The sequence below is a fragment of the Pseudomonas sp. FP1742 genome (assembly GCF_030687145.1).
Lineage (GTDB): Bacteria > Pseudomonadota > Gammaproteobacteria > Pseudomonadales > Pseudomonadaceae > Aquipseudomonas > Aquipseudomonas frederiksbergensis_D.
This window is the reverse complement of sequence record NZ_CP117460.1, coordinates 5,377,090-5,394,617: the sequence shown is the minus strand read 5'-3', so window position 1 is coordinate 5,394,617 and position 17,528 is coordinate 5,377,090. Positions and strand designations below refer to the sequence as shown.

At 59.6% G+C, this 17,528-nt stretch carries 8 protein-coding genes; 4 read left to right on the top strand and 4 right to left on the bottom strand.

Annotation, left to right across the window (positions count from 1 at the left end; genetic code table 11):
- Positions 1-20 precede the first annotated feature (20 nt).
- Together PSH64_RS24390 and PSH64_RS24385 are read right to left on the bottom strand one after the other, a co-directional pair.
- The gene (locus PSH64_RS24390; RefSeq protein WP_370694457.1) at positions 21-4,973 is read right to left on the bottom strand and encodes an NEL-type E3 ubiquitin ligase domain-containing protein; all 4,953 of its coding nucleotides are present in this window, start codon (positions 4,971-4,973) and stop codon (positions 21-23) included.
- Positions 4,974-5,235: 262 nt separating this feature from the next.
- Complete coding sequence (locus PSH64_RS24385; protein ID WP_305478934.1) at positions 5,236-8,346, bottom strand: transglycosylase domain-containing protein; 3,111 nt, start codon at positions 8,344-8,346, stop codon at positions 5,236-5,238.
- A 671-nt stretch (positions 8,347-9,017) separates the two neighbouring features.
- Between PSH64_RS24385 and PSH64_RS24380 the strand changes: the two genes are divergently transcribed.
- Positions 9,018-10,439, top strand: coding sequence for an amino acid permease (locus tag PSH64_RS24380; protein WP_305478933.1), 1,422 nt, complete (start codon positions 9,018-9,020; stop codon positions 10,437-10,439).
- A gap of 55 nt (positions 10,440-10,494) precedes the next feature.
- On the opposite strand, the gene PSH64_RS24375 is transcribed toward PSH64_RS24380, so the two are convergent.
- The gene (locus tag PSH64_RS24375; RefSeq protein ID WP_305478932.1) at positions 10,495-11,619 is read right to left on the bottom strand and encodes an OpgC family protein; all 1,125 of its coding nucleotides are present in this window, start codon (positions 11,617-11,619) and stop codon (positions 10,495-10,497) included.
- A 252-nt stretch (positions 11,620-11,871) separates the two neighbouring features.
- Here PSH64_RS24375 and PSH64_RS24370 point away from each other — a divergent pair, with 252 nt between their 5' ends.
- Genes PSH64_RS24370 through PSH64_RS24360 form a run of 3 tightly spaced genes read left to right on the top strand, consistent with a single transcriptional unit; the run spans position 11,872 to position 15,906 of the window.
- On the top strand, positions 11,872-12,813 hold the full coding sequence (locus PSH64_RS24370; RefSeq protein WP_105345003.1) for a glycosyltransferase family 2 protein: 942 nt from the start codon (positions 11,872-11,874) through the stop codon (positions 12,811-12,813).
- 1 nt (position 12,814) lies between these two features.
- Positions 12,815-14,323, top strand: a complete 1,509-nt coding sequence (locus PSH64_RS24365) for a glucosyltransferase domain-containing protein (RefSeq protein ID WP_305478931.1) — start codon at positions 12,815-12,817, stop codon at positions 14,321-14,323.
- 5 nt (positions 14,324-14,328) lie between these two features.
- Positions 14,329-15,906, top strand: coding sequence for a glycosyltransferase family 39 protein (locus PSH64_RS24360; RefSeq protein WP_305478930.1), 1,578 nt, complete (start codon positions 14,329-14,331; stop codon positions 15,904-15,906).
- Here the strand turns inward: PSH64_RS24360 and PSH64_RS24355 are convergent.
- On the bottom strand, positions 15,884-17,503 hold the full coding sequence (locus PSH64_RS24355; protein WP_105345007.1) for an FMN-binding glutamate synthase family protein: 1,620 nt from the start codon (positions 17,501-17,503) through the stop codon (positions 15,884-15,886). The genes PSH64_RS24360 and PSH64_RS24355 overlap by 23 nt on opposite strands.
- Positions 17,504-17,528 lie beyond the last annotated feature (25 nt).

Below are 17,528 nucleotides of genomic sequence, written 5' to 3'. Positions count from 1 at the left end.
GCCTTCAGGGCGGGGGCTGATTATCCGGCGTTCTGCAGCGCCGCTCGGGTCAACCGACGGCTCAGCTGTTTTTCCTCGTAGCCGATGTCGTTGAGCAATCCGCCATAGACCTCGTCCGTCATTTCCTCGCCGGTGAGCACAAGGCTTTCCGGGACGTTGAGTTGACTGGCAAGGTCGAGTAACCGCTGCTTGAGTGCGCGTCGTTGCACAATCAACTGCTCTTTGGAACCGGCCCAGGCGCGTTGGGCCTCGCGCAGTTCATCCAGCAGGTCGGTCCTGTGTTCAAACATCCGGGCATTGCGCCGGAACTCCGCGGGATAGGTGTCACGCAGGTATTTCTCCCAGTACGGCTGTTCGATCATTCCATTGACCAACCCGTCGCCGGCTTCCATCGACATTACCGTATCGAACGCCGTGTCGAGCATTTCAGCGTTTACCCTGGCCAATTCGGGATACCGCAACAATGTCGATTGCCACGGCAAATCGAGACGTTGCGCCAGGCCGCTCTCATAGGCGAGGTACACTTCAATTTCGTCGCCGCCCGGACGTTTGGCGAAATCGGCCCGTGCAATATCTTCTACCCGCGCAAGACGGGCCGCCCCTTTTGCCAGCCTGACCAACCTGCTTTCCAGCATGGCGCCCGATGTCGACAAGGCATAGGCTTCGGAGGCAAGCACCTTGATGCCCATGTGGTTGAACATCTGGGCTCCCGCATCGGCGCAGGTCGTGGGCGACGTTGCCATTTCGAACAGATCGGCGCGCAACTCGCTGTCCAGGTCGACGGCTTCGACCATTCGCCATACCCGGCTGCTCAGTTGATTACGCAATTCACCGCCGGCCCGGTAATCGGCCGAGGTGGTCTGTTTCTGGATCAAGGCGAAAAAACCTTCAGAGCCAGGCTCGGACATCAGGTCGTGCCAGGCTTCCTGGCGGAAGGTTCCCAACCCGGAGACTTCGGCACTCCACCACTCCGAGTCATCCTTCATCGGCCATTGGGCCATCGCGTCGGTGGCGGCGTCGGTATAGACCTGTGTGGGCGAGATGCCGACTGAGCGTCGATACGCCTGGAACTTGACGACATTGGCCTGCGACAGGTTCATTTCGAACAGGCGGGTCCGCGCCACGATAAACGCATCGTCAGAGCCGGGCACGACGGTGGGAATGATCCTGATCGGGTTTTCCTGCAGATCCAGAAAAAATCCTCGAGGCCGACGCTTGTTGGGCGCAAAGAGCCCGTCCGGCCACGTGGTGGCCCCCGTGTTGCTCAGACTCAGGATGCTGAGCTTGGGCATGCGTTCAACGTTCGGCAGCATCCCCAGCCTTGGGTTGTCATCGAGCCTGAGTGTTTCGATACGGGTCAGGTTTCGCAGCTGCTCGACCGACGCCGGCGTCAGCCTGATGTCGTTGTTCATCAGGCGTAGCGTGCGCAGGTAATGCATTTTGCCGATGCTGTCGGGCAACTGCGTCAAGCCGCAACCGCGGGCGCTCAGTTGCCGCAGGTGGGGGAAGTCTTTCAACAGGCCGGAGGCTTTCTGGGAGAACGTCGTGCGGTCCAGGTTCAACGTGGTGATCTGATCGAGGTAGTGCTTGATGTCCGGCAGTTCCTTCCACCAGCGCTCGAGGTCGACAGGGTCGATTTCCGTGGAAAGGTCCAGTGCATAGCCGCCGTCGGAAGTGGTGCTGCGTTCACCGAATACGGTGGGCTTTCTCCTGAAACAATCGATGAGTCGTTCGCTGATGTGCAGCCCGCCACCGCGGACGAACCCTTGGCGATCCGGGCCCCAGCTATCAGGTTGGCGGTATCGCCATTTATTGAGCAACACCTCAAGATCATGCAGTTCGCGGTCCAGTCGTGTCAGGGTCTGATGCCCTTGTTCCGGCGAGCCAAGGGATCGCACAAAGGTATCGGCTTCTCGTTCGTTGAAGTGGGGGTAGAGGTCCCGCACTCTTTCCGTGAGGGTGGGTTTGCGGGTGGACAAACCAGGGCCGCGCAACAGCATCATGTCTTCGTGGTCCGCCCGCGGACGGATCGGTGGTGCGAGGAGCACGGTGCGGCGTTCGGCAGGCGTCTGGGTCTTGACCATGACCCATTGTTTGAAAAAGCGACCCTGGCCAGGTCGATAACCCAATTGCGTCTGTTTGTTTTTCGGCAAGGCGTTGAGCACCGCTTCGAAAAAATCGGCGGCTTCCCGCAGTTTGTGGTTTTGCGCGTCCCAGACTTCGAAGCGGTTCACCTCATCCCTGACCAGTACCCGGACGGTTGACGCATCCTGCGTGCCCACGCTGCAACGCAGGGGGCCGGCATCGCTGCCTTCGCGTACTTCGATGCGTAACTCATTGAATGTGTCGGAATGAATCCTGAGCGCATTGAGCACCAGGCTTTCGGTTTCCGGCACCCACTGCGCATCGTCGTAGAACCCTTCATAGGCATGGTTTGCCCGGACTTCGAAGTCCGCTTCACGGGCGCGGATCTTGATGTTCAAAGGCAGGCGCTGCTCTTGTTCCATTCGCTTGAGGTCAGGGCTGTCGGCACGGCTCAGCAGGGTCTTCACTGCACGGGACGGCAGCTGTGCAAACTCATGGCGCACGAGCCTGACCCGGGGATCGTCCGATGCTTGTGCACCTTGGTACAGCTGATTGACGATGTCTGGAAGCAGGCGATTGGCTTCGTCCGCCAGCCGATCGCGCAGCGCTTGCACCTGTTCGCTTTTCGCCATTGGCCGGCCGAGTACTGCTTGCAGTTCCGCTTCATCGAGGAAGTTGACGAGGCTTGGCGCAAACTGGTTGCTCAACAGGTGCGACAGGCTGGTGGCCAGCGTCTGCCCCGCCGTTGCCTCGGGATTGCCGTACTGGCGAAAGGGACCGGTCAGGTCGTCGTTGTGATAAACCTTCAGCGATTTATCCGCAGGCCAGCCGTCCAGGTAGGTCGCCAGCGGTTCAAACCAGTAGGAGGACGGATCCAGCGCCAGCCCTGTGCGAATCCGTTCAATACTGTGCCGGGCCTGGCGCTGGAGGTGCAGGCGTTCGAGACTGTCGTCCAGTAGCGGTGGCGCAGCCGTGTTGTCGATGTACATCCGGCGCAGTGCACTGTCGTCGGTGCCGCTGGCAATGCGCGCGCGTTCGAGATCCGCGTCGGTCAAGCCGTCGACGGTGTGGCCGAGACGGCGCAGCAGTTTCGGCGTACTCCATGCTCGCGGGTTTTCGCCTTCGTGAGTCCAGGCGCCGAGGCCGTTGTGTCGTAACTCGGGTGAATACGCATCGGCGCGGTGTGGATGCTTGATGCGATAGTTGCCGGTTTGCGGGTCTTTCCGCACGGCGAAGTGGGTGTCATCCAGCGGCAGGATGTCCTGGCCCTGGTGGGTATGCAGTCCCAGCTCGTCAGGACCGGAGTCGGCCGACAGCTTCACATCCGGCAGCTCGTAAGGCCGCAGATCGGGATGCCACAGGCGTGGCTCGCCATTGGGCAGCGTGACCGGTTTCATGCCTTCGATCAGTGGCGAGAGTTTCAGACGCACGACCTCGCCGATTTTTGCCCCGGCAGCGAACGCCGTCAATTGAATGGCATCCTCCACCACACCCACGATGTGCTCGACCGCTTCGTTCCACAGCCCCAATGTCATGTCGACGAAGCCTTCGATGACATCGTTGGCGATCTGATAGGCGGTGTAGGCCATCATCAATTCCCCCAACCCCGGCACGAACGGTGTGACGACCATCAGGGCGACGTTGAAGATGTCCGAGACTATTTTCTTGAAATTCTCCCACCAGGCCCATCGGGCATTGCGATCGGTGTCGGCGGTGGACACGGCGATGTGTCGGGCGTCATTGAGGATCTTGTTCAGCTTCTGCTCAAAGCGGTATTTCCAGAATTCGCCGCGGATCGGTGCGGCGCTGAAACGAAGATTGGGCTGCTCGACCGGTACTTCCCGCCAGCTGGGCCCTGGATCCAGCGGATCTTTCTGATGCCATTTCACCTCGAACAGCCGCTGTTGCAGCCCGCCGAAAAAATGCCCTCGCTCCGGCTGATCGACGAACCGGCTGAAGAACTGGCGATAAGTCATTCCAGTGGACGAGATGAGCGGGTTGTCCCGCAGCTGGCGAGTCAGTTCATTCATGAAGGCGACCGTTGAGGGGTACTCTTTCAACGGATGTTCAGGGTCCTGGGGGACATACGCGAATATCGGCTCGACCTCGCGCCTGTGCTCACGGTACAGGTCCGGTGTGATCAGCACGATCCCGGCCAGCCGGCTGCCCAGAACGGACAGTTCAGCGAAATGCATCACCCGGCCCTTGCGGGTGAGGTTGCGCTGGCCATCGAGCATCTTCAGGATCAGGTCGCTCGCGTCGGCATCAATGTCGCCGGTCATCAGCGCTTGTTGAACGGCTGCCTTGAAGGCAGCTTTCTCGCTGTCGATGATTTTGAGTTGCAGAAAACGCCTGGCGACGGCATCGCCGGGTAGCAAGCGGTCTTCAAGGTATCGGGCATAGCGCGCGCCAATGTCCAGCTCGCGACACAGGGTCTGGAACTGGGCGATGGACATTTTGCGTTTGACCGGCAGGACGTCGAACAGACCGCGCTCATCGGGCTGGCTGATGAAGTCGGAATCCGGCTCGCAGGTTTCGCTGCGTGCGAAGTTGTGCAGGGCTGCGTTCAGCAGGGAGACGGTTCGGGTGACGACGCCGCCCGTGAGGTCGATGGCATACCAGGGGCGCTCTTTGGGTAAGTAAAGATGCAAGTAAGTGGTTCTGACATCGACATCGACCCCGTACTGTTTCATCAATGCATCGGTGAGCAAGGGTTCAGCGAAGTCATCAACGTTTTGTAACTCTTCGAGAAACCGATCCACCTTGTTCTGGGCAGACCAGAGTTCAAGGTTGGCATCTTGTAACTGTGTGTGAGCAGATTGAGTGGCGGTCTTGATCCATTGTCCGGAACGAGGTTGTGTGAGGCTCAGTTCCCGCGCCCTGCGCAATGAAGCGTCCTTGAATGTCGGGTGAATTCGACTCTGGATGAAAGCGTAGTGACGGCCCTTATCGTCGTCTGCCCCTCCTGGGCGGGCAGTTTTACGTCCTTGTAAATCTGACATTGTTTTTATCAGCCTTGAGCAGTTATGGAAGGCAACAGCCTATCGTTCATCGCTCAAAGTAAAAGTCTGAATTACTGCGCGGAACACCTGCGGAGAGTGCCGAAAGCATTGGAATTTTGCATGCCGAAAATAACTATTTACCACCCGGTCAGCGGCGGGAGAGCTCCACGGGTAAACATCCGGTGCGACTCCCCGGTTGCAGATACGGCATCAGGATGGGCGCCATGCCCTTGAGCACTTGCACGGGCAACGCCGAGGTAAATTTGAAGGCTTCGGCCGTGCGCCCCGGCACGTAGGCGGTCAAGGTGCCGAAATGGCTATCGCCGATGTAGAACACGAACGTTGCGGTGCGGTTGATCGATTTCGAGCTCAGAATCCGCCCACCCGGACCGATGGCTTCGATGCGGTTGTCGCCGGTCCCGGTTTTGCCGCCCATGGCCAACGGGGTGCCGTTGGCCAGTTTGAAACTGCCTGCCACGCGTTTGGCCGTGCCGGCATCCACCACTTGCGACAAGGCCTCGCGCATGGCGGTTGCCACCTCGGAAGGCATCACGCGTTTGCCGACGACCGGATTGTTGATCAGCTGGGTTTCATAGGGCGTACCGGCCGCGAAGTGCAGGCTGTCGATACGCAGCGTCGGCAGGCGTACACCGTCGTTGAGGATGGTGCCGATCAGCTCCGCCAGCGCGGCGGGGCGGTCGCCTGAGCTACCGATGGCGGTGGCCAGCGAGGGCACCAGGTGGTCGAACGGATAGCCTACTTTCTGCCAGCGTTGATGAATGTCGAGGAACGCCTCGATCTCCAGCATCGTGCGGATGCGGCTGTCACGTGCGCCCTTGTGTTTGCTTTTGAACAGCCAGCTGTAAACTTCCTGGCGTTCGAATTCGCTGGCTTTGACGATCTGGCTGAACTTGGCGTCGGGGTTGTTCAGCAAGTAGCCGATCAACCACAGATCCAGCGGGTGAACCTTGGCGATGAAGCCTTGATCCGGCAGGTCATAGCTGCCCGGGCCGTAACTCAGGTACAGGCGTTCGAGGCGTTCGTCGGTGAGTTTTTCCGTGAGCTTGGCGCCTTTGAGGTGCGAGCGCACGAAGGTGTTGAAGCTCTCCTGGTCGCCCTGCGGGAATAGATATCGATGCACGGCAGCCATGCGGATCGGTGTCGGGTGCATGCTGTCGAGGAAGGTTTCGAGGCGTGTCTGGGTGTCTTTGTTCTGGTACTTCTTCCAGAACCGCAACAGGAATGCGGTGCCTTCGCGGTCGGCGAACTGGGCCAGGTATTCCTGACGCCGCGGGTCGCGGTCGTCCTTGAGCAATTCGGCGCTGCTGTTGGGGCCCGCGTAGGTGCTGTAGCGCACCAGGTCGCGCATCAGCCGGATGAATGGCAGGTTGATCGACTCACGAATGGCATCGCGCAGGGTCGGCATGCGGCCGTTGTCTTCCTTGCGGAAGTTAACGAATGTGTGCAGCCCGCCACCGGTGAAAAACGCCTCGCCGGGGCTGGCGGAATATTTGCGATCCAGTGCGGCGCCGAGCATTTTTGGCAAGCTGCGGTCGGTGTTCTGAATCATGTAATCGACGGCCCAGCTGCTCAGGCGATCCTGTTCGGCGACTTCGGTTTTCTTCAGTTCGGCAACGGTCATGGCTGCGTAGCGATCGTGCAACTCGGAGATGATCTGCAGGTAAGTGGTGAGCACCCGCATTTTGGCGGTGGAGCCCAGTTCCAGCTTGCTGCCTTCATTGATGTCGAACGGCTGGTCGGTGCTGTCGGTCTGCACCCGTACCCGCGAGCCGTCGGGGGTCAGTTCGAACAGGGTGAAGCTGTAGCGCACCTGGGTGGTGCTGGTGGGGGTGAGCAGGCGTTCGCCGATCAGGCCGATTTCCGCCGCATAAGCCGGGTCGGCCAGATGTTTGAGGTATGCGGTGGCCTGGGTTTGCAGCTCGCCTTGCAGAGTGCTGGTGGCGGACAGATCGAGGCGGTCGAGGTCATACAGCGGACGATTGAGCAACCCGCCCAGACGACTGCGCGCCACGCTGATGCCTTTATTGGTTTCGATCGGCTGAATGGTGGGCTGTGTCTGCCAGTCGCGGTAGGTCACTTTACTGGCCAGTGCCGCCGCCGCGAGGGGCGCATCGATCACCCCATTCTGTGACAGCAGGCGAATATGGCTGTCGGTCAGACTGGCCAATTCATCACGGCCCTTGGTCAAGTAATGGGAAGGGCGGCGCTGGGCAATCATCAGTGACAATACTTCACGCAGGGCCAGGCCTTTTTCCGCCAGGCTTTTCTGATCGGTATCGGTGCTGGCCAACCGTTCGTTGGCCTTGTTGAAGTCGGTGCCGTACCACACACGCAAACCTTCGGCCATGCCATGCACTTCACCGTGGCCCGGTACCGCGGACAGCGGAACACTGTTGAGGTAATCGCGAATCACATTTTGCCGTGCCTGAAGGGTTTCCGGTCCCGTCTGATAGGCCCGCACGCTGGCGGAAATCATTTGGCGGATTTTTTCCGCGCCCGACACGGTCAAGCCGTCGGGCGAGTGTCGATACTTCTCAAGCTGCGTCGCCAGAGTACTGCCGCCCGCCGACTGGCCGGGCAGGCGCAACAGCTTGGCCACCTGGGACCACGCCGCCATGCCGAACCGTGGCCAGTCCACGGCGGGGTTGGCCAGGGGCTGGTGCGGATCGAGCAGAAAGCGGTTTTCGATGAACAGCAAGCTGTTGACGACTACCGGAGGGATTGCGTCGAAGCTTGAATAAAGCTGTTGCGGGTACTTGAACTGGTACAGCGGGGCCGCGCGGCAATCGGTGATCGACAGCCCGGCCTGGATTTTCTCGGCATAGGGAATGAAAAAGCCCTTGTCGCTGTACTTCAACAGCGCCGGGGAAAAGCGGGTTTGTGCCGCTACGATGTAATCGCGCTTGAGCAGGCGCGGCAGAAATTCATCCAGGGCGCTGTAACCCAGACGCTGATCGAACGGGCCTTCGCCGGGGTAGCGAATCGCGTCGCTGGGGCCGGGTTGCAGCTCGTACTTCAGCGAAGCCGCATATTTGCTGATCTCCCGGGCTTGAAACTTGGAGGTGCGCATTTCCTTGGCCGCGGCCAGGCCCAGGACAATCAGGATAATCAGCAGCAGCAACCAGAACGCCCCCCAGCCGTGCCGGGAGCGACGGGGTTTTTCAGGTAAAGGCGCTTCATCCACACGTTCAGTCGGAACCACAGTTTCACTCGAATCGGTTTGCCACAAAGCGCCCATAGTCGACTGATCCATTCACGCAGATTGATCGGACTTGTTTGAAGCTTAGACGGTGGTTGGCGTTGGTGAAAAAATTGTGAACAACCAAATATCAGATGCGCACGATTACCTATGGAGAAGGGCTGTTGTGGCGAGGGAGCTTGCCTGTGGCGAGGGGGCTTGCTCCCGTTGGACTGCGCAGCAGTCCCAAAAACCATTTTTCAGACACACCGCATGTACAGGATTCACGACTGCTGCGCAGCCGAACGGGGGCAAGCCCCCTCGCCACAGTAAGCCCCCTGCCCACAACAGTTCCCTCACCACAAGGGGGGCGTCTGAAAGGTTTGAGTTAGACGCATCGAAGAGGTAAATGCTGCCTAGGTAGGGACATGACGATGCACCATTGTTGTGCAATACTCGGCAACGTTTCGATGGCGGATATTCCTGCATAAGCCAGGTAATGCCACTCCGTATAGCGGGAATTACCCGTGAGTTCTCGCTGAATATTGTGTTTTATATAGTGAAAACACCTGTCGTTAGCTTTTTATACTGCACGCCCCGCTGATCTTGCAGGTTTTGTCCTACAAGACGTGCCTGTCCACAAGGCAGGCCCGGTTTCACCAGGTACTGGCTTATCGGTCGGTGCTTCGACACTCGGTGGTCATATCCAATAACAAGACGAGGTTGTACCTATGCCAGTCGGCAATCACCTGCCCCACGGCGAGACCGCTCAGGGCGGCCCGCTCAAACGCGAGCTCGGCGAACGGCACATTCGCTTGATGGCGCTCGGTGCCTGTATCGGCGTCGGCCTGTTCCTGGGTTCGGCCAAGGCCATCGAAATGGCCGGCCCGGCCATCATGCTGTCCTACATCATCGGCGGTCTGGCGATCCTGGTGATCATGCGCGCCCTCGGCGAAATGGCCGTGCACAACCCGGTCGCCGGCTCGTTCAGCCGTTATGCCCAGGATTACCTCGGCCCTCTGGCGGGCTTTCTGACCGGCTGGAACTACTGGTTCCTGTGGCTGGTGACCTGCGTCGCGGAAATCACCGCGGTGGCGGTGTACATGGGCGTCTGGTTCCCTGACGTGCCGCGCTGGATCTGGGCACTCGCCGCGTTGGTCAGCATGGGCTCGATCAACCTGATCGCGGTAAAAGCCTTCGGTGAGTTCGAGTTCTGGTTCGCCCTGATCAAGATCGTCACCATCATCGCGATGGTGCTCGGCGGTGTTGGCATCATTGCTTTCGGCTTCGGCAACGATGGCGTGGCCCTGGGGATTTCCAACCTGTGGGCCCACGGCGGCTTCATGCCCAACGGCGTGCAAGGCGTGTTGATGTCCCTGCAAATGGTGATGTTCGCCTACCTCGGCGTCGAAATGATCGGCCTGACCGCCGGTGAAGCGAAGAACCCGCAGAAAACCATTCCCAACGCGATCGGCTCGGTGTTCTGGCGGATTCTGCTGTTCTACGTCGGCGCCTTGTTCGTGATCCTGTCGATTTATCCATGGAACGAAATCGGCACCCAGGGCAGCCCGTTCGTGATGACCTTCGAGCGTCTGGGCATCAAGACCGCCGCCGGCATCATCAACTTCGTGGTGATCACCGCCGCGCTGTCGTCCTGCAACGGCGGGATCTTCAGTACCGGGCGCATGCTCTACAGCCTGGCGCAGAATGGCCAGGCCCCGGCCGGTTTCGCCAAGACATCGAACAACGGCGTGCCCCGTCGCGCGTTGCTGCTGTCGATTGGTGCGTTGCTGCTGGGCGTACTGCTCAACTACCTGGTGCCGGAGAAAGTCTTCGTCTGGGTTACCGCGATTGCCACCTTCGGCGCGATCTGGACCTGGGTGATGATCCTGCTGGCCCAGCTCAAGTTCCGCAAAGGCCTGAGCGCCAGCGAACGTGCCGGCCTGAAATACCGTATGTGGCTGTACCCGGTCAGTTCCTACCTGGCGCTGGCCTTCCTGGTGCTGGTGGTCGGCCTGATGGCGTACTTCCCGGACACCCGCGTAGCGCTGTATGTGGGCCCGGCGTTCCTGGTGCTGCTGACGGTGTTGTTCTACGTGTTCAAGCTGCAACCGACCAATGTGTCGCAAGGCGCGGTGCGTTCGGCGTCTTGAATCTGTAACGCCAGCCATACAACAGCCCCGGTCTGAATGATCGGGGCTGTTGCATTTAAACGGCTGTCATGGGTATCGGCCTGTTCAACCGCTTATTGAAATCCAGCCAGGCCCCCAGCAACGCCATCAACCCGACCCCCAACATTGCGCTGAATAGCTGCATCGCCAATACGTTCCCACCCAAGGCATTGAGCATGTCCGCCAACGGCGCCAGCAACACACCAAAACAAAACACCTCCAGAGAATATCGGCCCATGCGACAGCTTTGTCGCGCCAGCCAGTGTTGCGTCCAGCCGGTGTCCGGCAACAACTTGGCGGTGACGTAGGCGAGGGCGAGGAAGTGCAGCAGACGCGCCGGCGAGAGGTGGGTCTTGCTGATCGGATAGAGCCATTCGCCGAGCCATTGGGGCATGACCGCGTCATGCACGGTCGGCCATTTCCACGACAGCGCGATCATCCCGGTCATTGCCAGATAGCTCAGAGCCGCGATGAAAACCGGCTGCCGAGTCAGCGGTCGAGGTTGCGGCGCCCGAGGCCTTTGCCGGTGAATCGCCGCCGCGCCCCCGAGAATAAACAGCAGCTGCCAGGCCATCGGATTGAAAAACCACACGCCGCCGTCGATGCCCGCCAGGTTCCACTGCAGCCATGGCGCCAGCAGGTACGACACCACCGACAGCCCTACCACGTATTCAGCCTTGCGCAGCAGCATCGGCAGTACCAGCGGCAGGCCGAGCAGCAACAGAATGTACAGCGGCAACGGGTCCATCAGGTTCGGCTTGAAGCGCAGCAGCAACTCGTCCATCAACGCTTGCTGCGGATTGCTGAGGAAATACTGTAAGCCCATTTCCTGCACCAGATCGCGGGTTTCCACGTGGCTGTTGGCGAAAAACACAATGCCCATCAGCAGCGCCAGCAAAAAGATATGCACCACATACAGCACCCAGGCGCGTCGCAGGATTTTCACCGTGGCCACCATGAGCCCGTCGCGCCGGGCGATCTTGCCGTAAGCCAGCACGGCCGCATAACCGGCCAGGAACACGAAAATCTCCGCCGCGTCGCTGAAGCCGAAGTTGCGCACCGTGAACTGCGCGAGTGGATTCTGCGGTACGTGGTCCCAGAAAATGAAGATCAGGGCCAGGCCGCGAAAAAAATCGATTCGGTGATCGCGTTCAAACGTCATGACGGCGGGCTCTTGAACGGGGGGAAATAAGGTGTGGGCGCAGTAAAAGATGGCGCGCCGCATACCGGCGGCGCGCAGGGTGCCGTGATTCACAGGCAATTGCAAAAGGCTGGATATTACCGAATGTCTCAGCTGCTTATCGCGAACGGATCGAACGGCGTGGCCGTCGGTCTGCCGGACGGTTCGCACACCGGAACGCCGCCTGATGGCATCTGGCGAGCATCTACACTTCGGTTCTCAGGAGTGTGAAACGTGAAGGTTTCGCTGATTGTCCCGGTATTCAACGAAGAGCAGGCGATCAGTCTGTTCTATCAGGCGGTGCGCCGTGAATTGAGACTCGACCTGTGTGACGTGGAGATCGTGTTCATCAATGATGGCAGTACCGACCAGACGGCTGAGCAGGCAAAGGCATTGGCCCGGGCCGATGAACAGGTATTGCTGATCAATTTCTCGCGCAACTTCGGCAAGGAACCGGCGTTGTTTGCCGGGCTGGAATACGCCACCGGCGATGCGGTGATCCCCATGGACGTGGACCTGCAGGACCCGATCAGCGTCATCCCGAGGTTGATTGCCGAGTGGCAGAAGGGCGCCGACGTGGTGCTCGCCAAACGCCGGGATCGTGCCAGCGACAGTTATCTGAAACGCCACAGCGCGGCGATGTTCTACCACCTGCTGAACAGGATTTCCTACACCCGCATCGAAGAAAACGTCGGGGATTTCCGGCTCATGGACCGCAAGGTGGTCAATGTGATTCGCGCACTCCCCGAGCATCAGTTGTTCATGAAAGGCGTTCTGTCGTGGGCCGGTTTCACCACCGTGGTGGTGGAGTACGAGCGGGCCCGGCGAGTGGCGGGCCGCAGCAAGTTCAATGGCTGGAAACTGTGGAACCTGGCGCTGGAAGGCATTACCTCATTCAGCACCGTGCCATTGCGGTTATGGACTTACATCGGCGGCGCTATCTCGATCTTCGCGGTGCTGTACGCGGTGTACATGGTGCTGGACAAGATTTTCTTCGGCAACAGTGTCCCCGGTTACCCTTCTTTGATGACAGCCATATTGTTTCTGGGCGGTGTGCAACTGATCGGCATCGGCATCCTGGGTGAGTATATCGGGCGCATTTACATCGAAGCCAAGCACCGGCCCCGGTATGTGATCAAAGACATCATCGGCGGCAAAGACCGGGTCGGGCTTTAGCATGGGCAGACTGAGCGATTTTTTCAGCAGCGAAATCGGCCGTCGTCGGGTCTGGCTGTTTTTTCAGTTCGCGACCCTGATTTATGTCATTCCGCTGATCCTGGCGGACTATCCCTACATCGATGACAACTGGCGTTCGCTGTCCGCCGGCACGGCCTGGGCGAGCCAGGGGCGGTTGTTCACCGAACTGTTCTATAACGTTCTGACCTTCAGTGATGCCGCGCCGAACATCTTTCCGTTGCCGCTGTTGATCGCCACCCTGGCCATGGCGTTTGCGTTGACCAGCCTGACGTTCCATTACTATCCCCGGCCGACGCTATCCTGCTGCCTGGTGGTGTTGCCACTCTGGTACAACCCGTTCTTTCTGCAGAACCTGTCGTATCAATACGACGGGCCGGCCAACGCCTTGAGCCTGGTGGCGGTGATCTACGCGATCACGTTTCGTCATCCTTCGCGCATCCTGCAATGGCTGGTGCCGGCCTTCCTGATTGCCTTGGGGCTGGGGCTCTATCAGGTGAGCCTTAATGTGTTTCTGGGCCTGTGTTGCCTGGAACTGCTCAGGGCCGCGAACGACAAGTGGGCCTGGCGGCAGTGGTGCGAGTTGATTGGTTGGAAACTCGCCCAGGTGGCGCTCGGCGGGTTGATCTACAGTGTCACCGCTTATCCATACATGGATCAGACCCGCGTTTTGTTCCTGAACTGGGCGGCGGCGCCTTGGCTGCAACTTGAGATCAACATTGGCCGCGTGCTGGAAAAAGTCGTGCTGCTGTTTCACGGTGGATTCACCTGGGTGTTCGCCGTGCTGTTGTTGTGTGCCATCGCTGGCAGCGTGCGGCTGGCCCGGAACGTGATGGAACGCCAGGACACAGGGCTGAGGAAAGTCGTGATGGGCCTGGTGTGCGTGCTGACCGTGCCGGTCGTGATCTTGCTGGTGTCGGGGGCTGCGCTGTTTTTTCGCGACTTCAATGAGGGCGCCAGAACCTTGATGGGGTTTGCGGTGTTGTTGGTGCTGTTGTTCTATTTGAGCCATCTGGCGCTGGCGCCCATCCATGAACGGCTGGCGCTGCTGTTGGTGGTTCCGCTGTTGGCGATGCTTTCGTTGTCCTACGCTTACGGCCGCGTACTGACGGTGCAGAACACCTTTGCGTCCAGCGCGCTGTTTTCCCTGGGGCATGACATTGCGGCCCATCGACAACTGCGTGAGGCCAAGCGCATTTACATGTCGGTGAGTTATTCCGATCACTGGCTGGTGGCGGCCGCAGGCTCGTTCAAGCGGATGCCGGTTTTGCATTATCTGCTGAACATCAACTTCTACATGCTGGCGGAAAACCTGCCGAAGGCGGGCATCACCAATGTGGTCGCGGAGAGGGAGCGACGCAACGCGACGATGGTGGGTTATCAGGGTTATCCACCACTGGTGGAGAACCAGTTCTACAGCCTCTATCTGTTGGGGGATTACGGTTTCATCGTGATGAAAGAGCCGGCGCCGATTGCCACGCTGCAGTGGTGAAGCCGATGAGCGCCCCTGGGATCCGTTTCAAACGTTTTCCATCCGGTCTTGCCGACGGAGCGGTTCTGCTGGTGGTGCTGGTGATCGCATTGTTCGCAAGGTTTCACGCCATCACCGTGCCGGTCATCTGGTACGACGAGGCTTACAGCATACTGCTGGCCGAGGGCTCGCCTGCGTACATCTGGGCCACAACGGCTCGGGATGTTCATCCGCCGCTTTACTATGTGTTGCTGCATTACTGGATGTTGCTGTTCGGTCATGGCGTGTTGTCTGCGCGATCCCTCAGTGCACTGGCCGATGTCGGCACCCTGGTGCTGTGCATTAAATTGATGAGCCTGGTGACGACGCGAAGGGCGACGTGGACAGCGGCATTGTTGTTGGCATGGCTGCCGATATCGGTGCGCTACAGCCAGGAGGTGCGAATGTACACCTTGCTCGGCTTCTGGCTCATGGGCGCGACCGTGGCGCTGGTTTGCTGGCTCAGGGCAATGGATCAAAAGCGTTTTCCGATCCTTTACGTGCTGCTGATGACGGCGGCTTTCTACACGCACTACTTCGCCGCATTGTGCGTGTTGGTGCATTGGCTTTTTTGGTGGCGGGTGCGCAAGGTTCAGGGCACGGTATCCGCACGTGCGTGGATACTGGCCAACAGTACAATCGTCGTGTTGTACCTGCCGTGGGCACCGCCTCTCATCAGTCAATTGTTGCGAATGGACGGGCTCGAATGGATACCGCCGCTGACCTGGCCGACGGTGCTGACCTTCGTTTGGCAACTGGTGGTGATGGGGGATTCGACCAGTTATTCATCCTTATGGCGCGTATTGCCCACGGTGCTGATCGTTGTTTGCGCTACGGCGGTGCTATTCAAGGCACGCCCTTTCAGCGTCTTGCTGGTGGGTTATTTCTTTGTCCCGGTGCTGACCGTGTTTCTGGTGTCGCTGATCGTTCCGGTTTTCAATGCCCGGTACCTGGTGTTCGCTGCGGCAGCGTTGCCCCTTATCGTTGCGCTCGCGCTGGAGGCATTGAGCCAACGCCATGCCGCCCTTGGGGCTATCGCCATGGTTTTTGTTGTGTGGGTAGAAGCCCATGGGCTGGCGGAGGTTTATGCACAAACGGATGAGATGAACGGCACCAGCATTCGCAGAGACGCGAAACTGGACGCCGTGGTCGCAGGTCTTGGTCGGGAGGTGCGTCCGGGTGACGAGATCATTGTGGATAACCTGTATTGGTACTTGCCGTTCACCTACTACAACGCCACCGGCATTCAACCAAGGCTATACGTCGTCAAGTCACCGATCGGCACCCTGTGGGGAACCGCCGAATACGGTGGTTGGGCACTCATTCCCCATCATCTGCTCTGGATTCTCTTCAATGACTTTTCGACCCTGAAACTGAACGCCAAGAGGGTCTGGTGGGTAACGGGTTATGTGCGCCCTGAACATGACGCCTTGTTTCCCGAACACTGGAAACAGGTGCTGACGCTGAAAGAGGGAGACAGTGAGGCTCGTTTGTTCATTCTGGAGGGAGCGCCAACCGTTGAGGTCGGCGCGCAAAAACACCCTATGCGGCAGCCGTTTCGTTAGGCTCAAAACTGTCCGCCCGCGCCATCTGCCACATCCGCGAGTAAAACTCGCCATTCACCTCACCGGTCAGCAACTCGCCTGGCTTGAGGAACACATGCAACTGCGAGAACAGCTTGATCTCGGTCGCCGACATGCGCCGCACCAGATGTTTGGCCGACAACTGTGAAGGATGTTCCAGGCCTGCGGCGGCAAGCATTTCGGCCAAGGCTTTGAGCGTATTGCGATGGAAGTTGTACACGCGCTGGGCCTTGTCCGGAACGACCAATGCGCGCTGGCGCAGGGTGTCCTGGGTGGCGACGCCGGTGGGGCATTTGTTGGTGTGGCAGCTTTGTGACTGGATGCAGCCGATGGCGAACATGAAGCCGCGCGCCGAGTTGGCCCAGTCGGCGCCGATGGCCAGGACACTGGCGATGTCGAAGGCGCTGACGATTTTGCCGCTGGCGCCGAGTTTGATCTTGTCCCGCAGGTTCAGGCCCACCAGGGTGTTGTGCACGAACAACAGGCCTTCACGCATCGGTACGCCGATGTGGTCGGTGAATTCCACGGGCGCGGCGCCGGTGCCGCCTTCCTTGCCGTCGACCACGATGAAGTCCGGGAGGATGCCGGTTTCCAGCATGGCCTTGGCGATGCCCATGAATTCCCACGGGTGGCCCAGGCAAAACTTGAAGCCCACCGGTTTGCCGCCGGACAGTTCACGCAGTTGCGCGATGAAGTGCATCAGTTCGATCGGCGTGGAAAACGCGCTGTGGCGCGACGGCGAAATGCAGTCTTCGCCCATCGGGATGCCACGGGTTTCGGCGATTTCCTGGGTGACTTTGTGCTTGGGCAGAATCCCCCCGTGGCCGGGTTTGGCGCCTTGGCTCATTTTGATTTCGATCATCCGCACTTGCGGGTTCTGTGCCTGGGCGGCGAAGCGTTCCGGGTCGAAGCGGCCATCGGCGGTGCGGCAGCCGAAGTAGCCGCTGCCCAGTTCCCAGGTCAGGTCGCCGCCGTTTTCCCGGTGATAGGGGCTGATGCTGCCTTCGCCGGTGTCATGGGCGAAGTTGCCGAGCTTGGCGCCCTGATTCAACGCGCGAATGGCGTTGGCGCTGAGGGAGCCGAAGCTCATGGCCGAGATGTTGAACACCGACGCCGAGTACGGCTGGGTGCACTGCGGGCCGCCGACCGTTACCCGGAAACCGCTCGGGTCGCTCAACGGCGCCGGGCGCATGGAGTGGCCGATGAATTCGAAACCCGACTGATATACATCGATCAACGTGCCGAAGGGTTTGTCGGCGCTCTCGTTCTTGGCCCGCGAATACACCAGCGAACGCTGGGCCCGGGAGAAGGGCAGGGCGTCGCTGTCGGATTCGAGCAGGTACTGGCGGATTTCCGGGCGAATGCCCTCCACCAGATAACGGATATTGCCCAGGATCGGGTAGTTGCGGCGCACCGCATGAGGGCTTTGCAGCAGGTCGAACAGGCCCACCATACTGAGGACACCGGTGACGGCCGTGATCGGCCAGAGCCAGTCGTATTCCAGAAAGGGCAGGCTGGCGAGGGTGAATATCACACACACGGCAAAGAAGGCGTAGCGGCTCAGGAGTGACAGGCTCATACGGTTTCCTTGGGTTCGGACTCGG

Bases quoted from the DNA above. Each gene is read 5' to 3' on its own strand.
- PSH64_RS24355 (WP_105345007.1), bottom strand. From the start codon at position 17,503: ATGAGCCTGTCACTCCTGAGCCGCTACGCCTTCTTTGCCGTGTGTGTG.
- PSH64_RS24360 (WP_305478930.1), top strand. From the start codon at position 14,329: ATGAGCGCCCCTGGGATCCGTTTCAAACGTTTTCCATCCGGTCTTGCC.
- PSH64_RS24375 (WP_305478932.1), bottom strand. From the start codon at position 11,619: ATGACGTTTGAACGCGATCACCGAATCGATTTTTTTCGCGGCCTGGCC.
- PSH64_RS24380 (WP_305478933.1), top strand. From the start codon at position 9,018: ATGCCAGTCGGCAATCACCTGCCCCACGGCGAGACCGCTCAGGGCGGC.
- PSH64_RS24365 (WP_305478931.1), top strand. From the start codon at position 12,815: ATGGGCAGACTGAGCGATTTTTTCAGCAGCGAAATCGGCCGTCGTCGG.
- PSH64_RS24385 (WP_305478934.1), bottom strand. From the start codon at position 8,346: ATGGGCGCTTTGTGGCAAACCGATTCGAGTGAAACTGTGGTTCCGACT.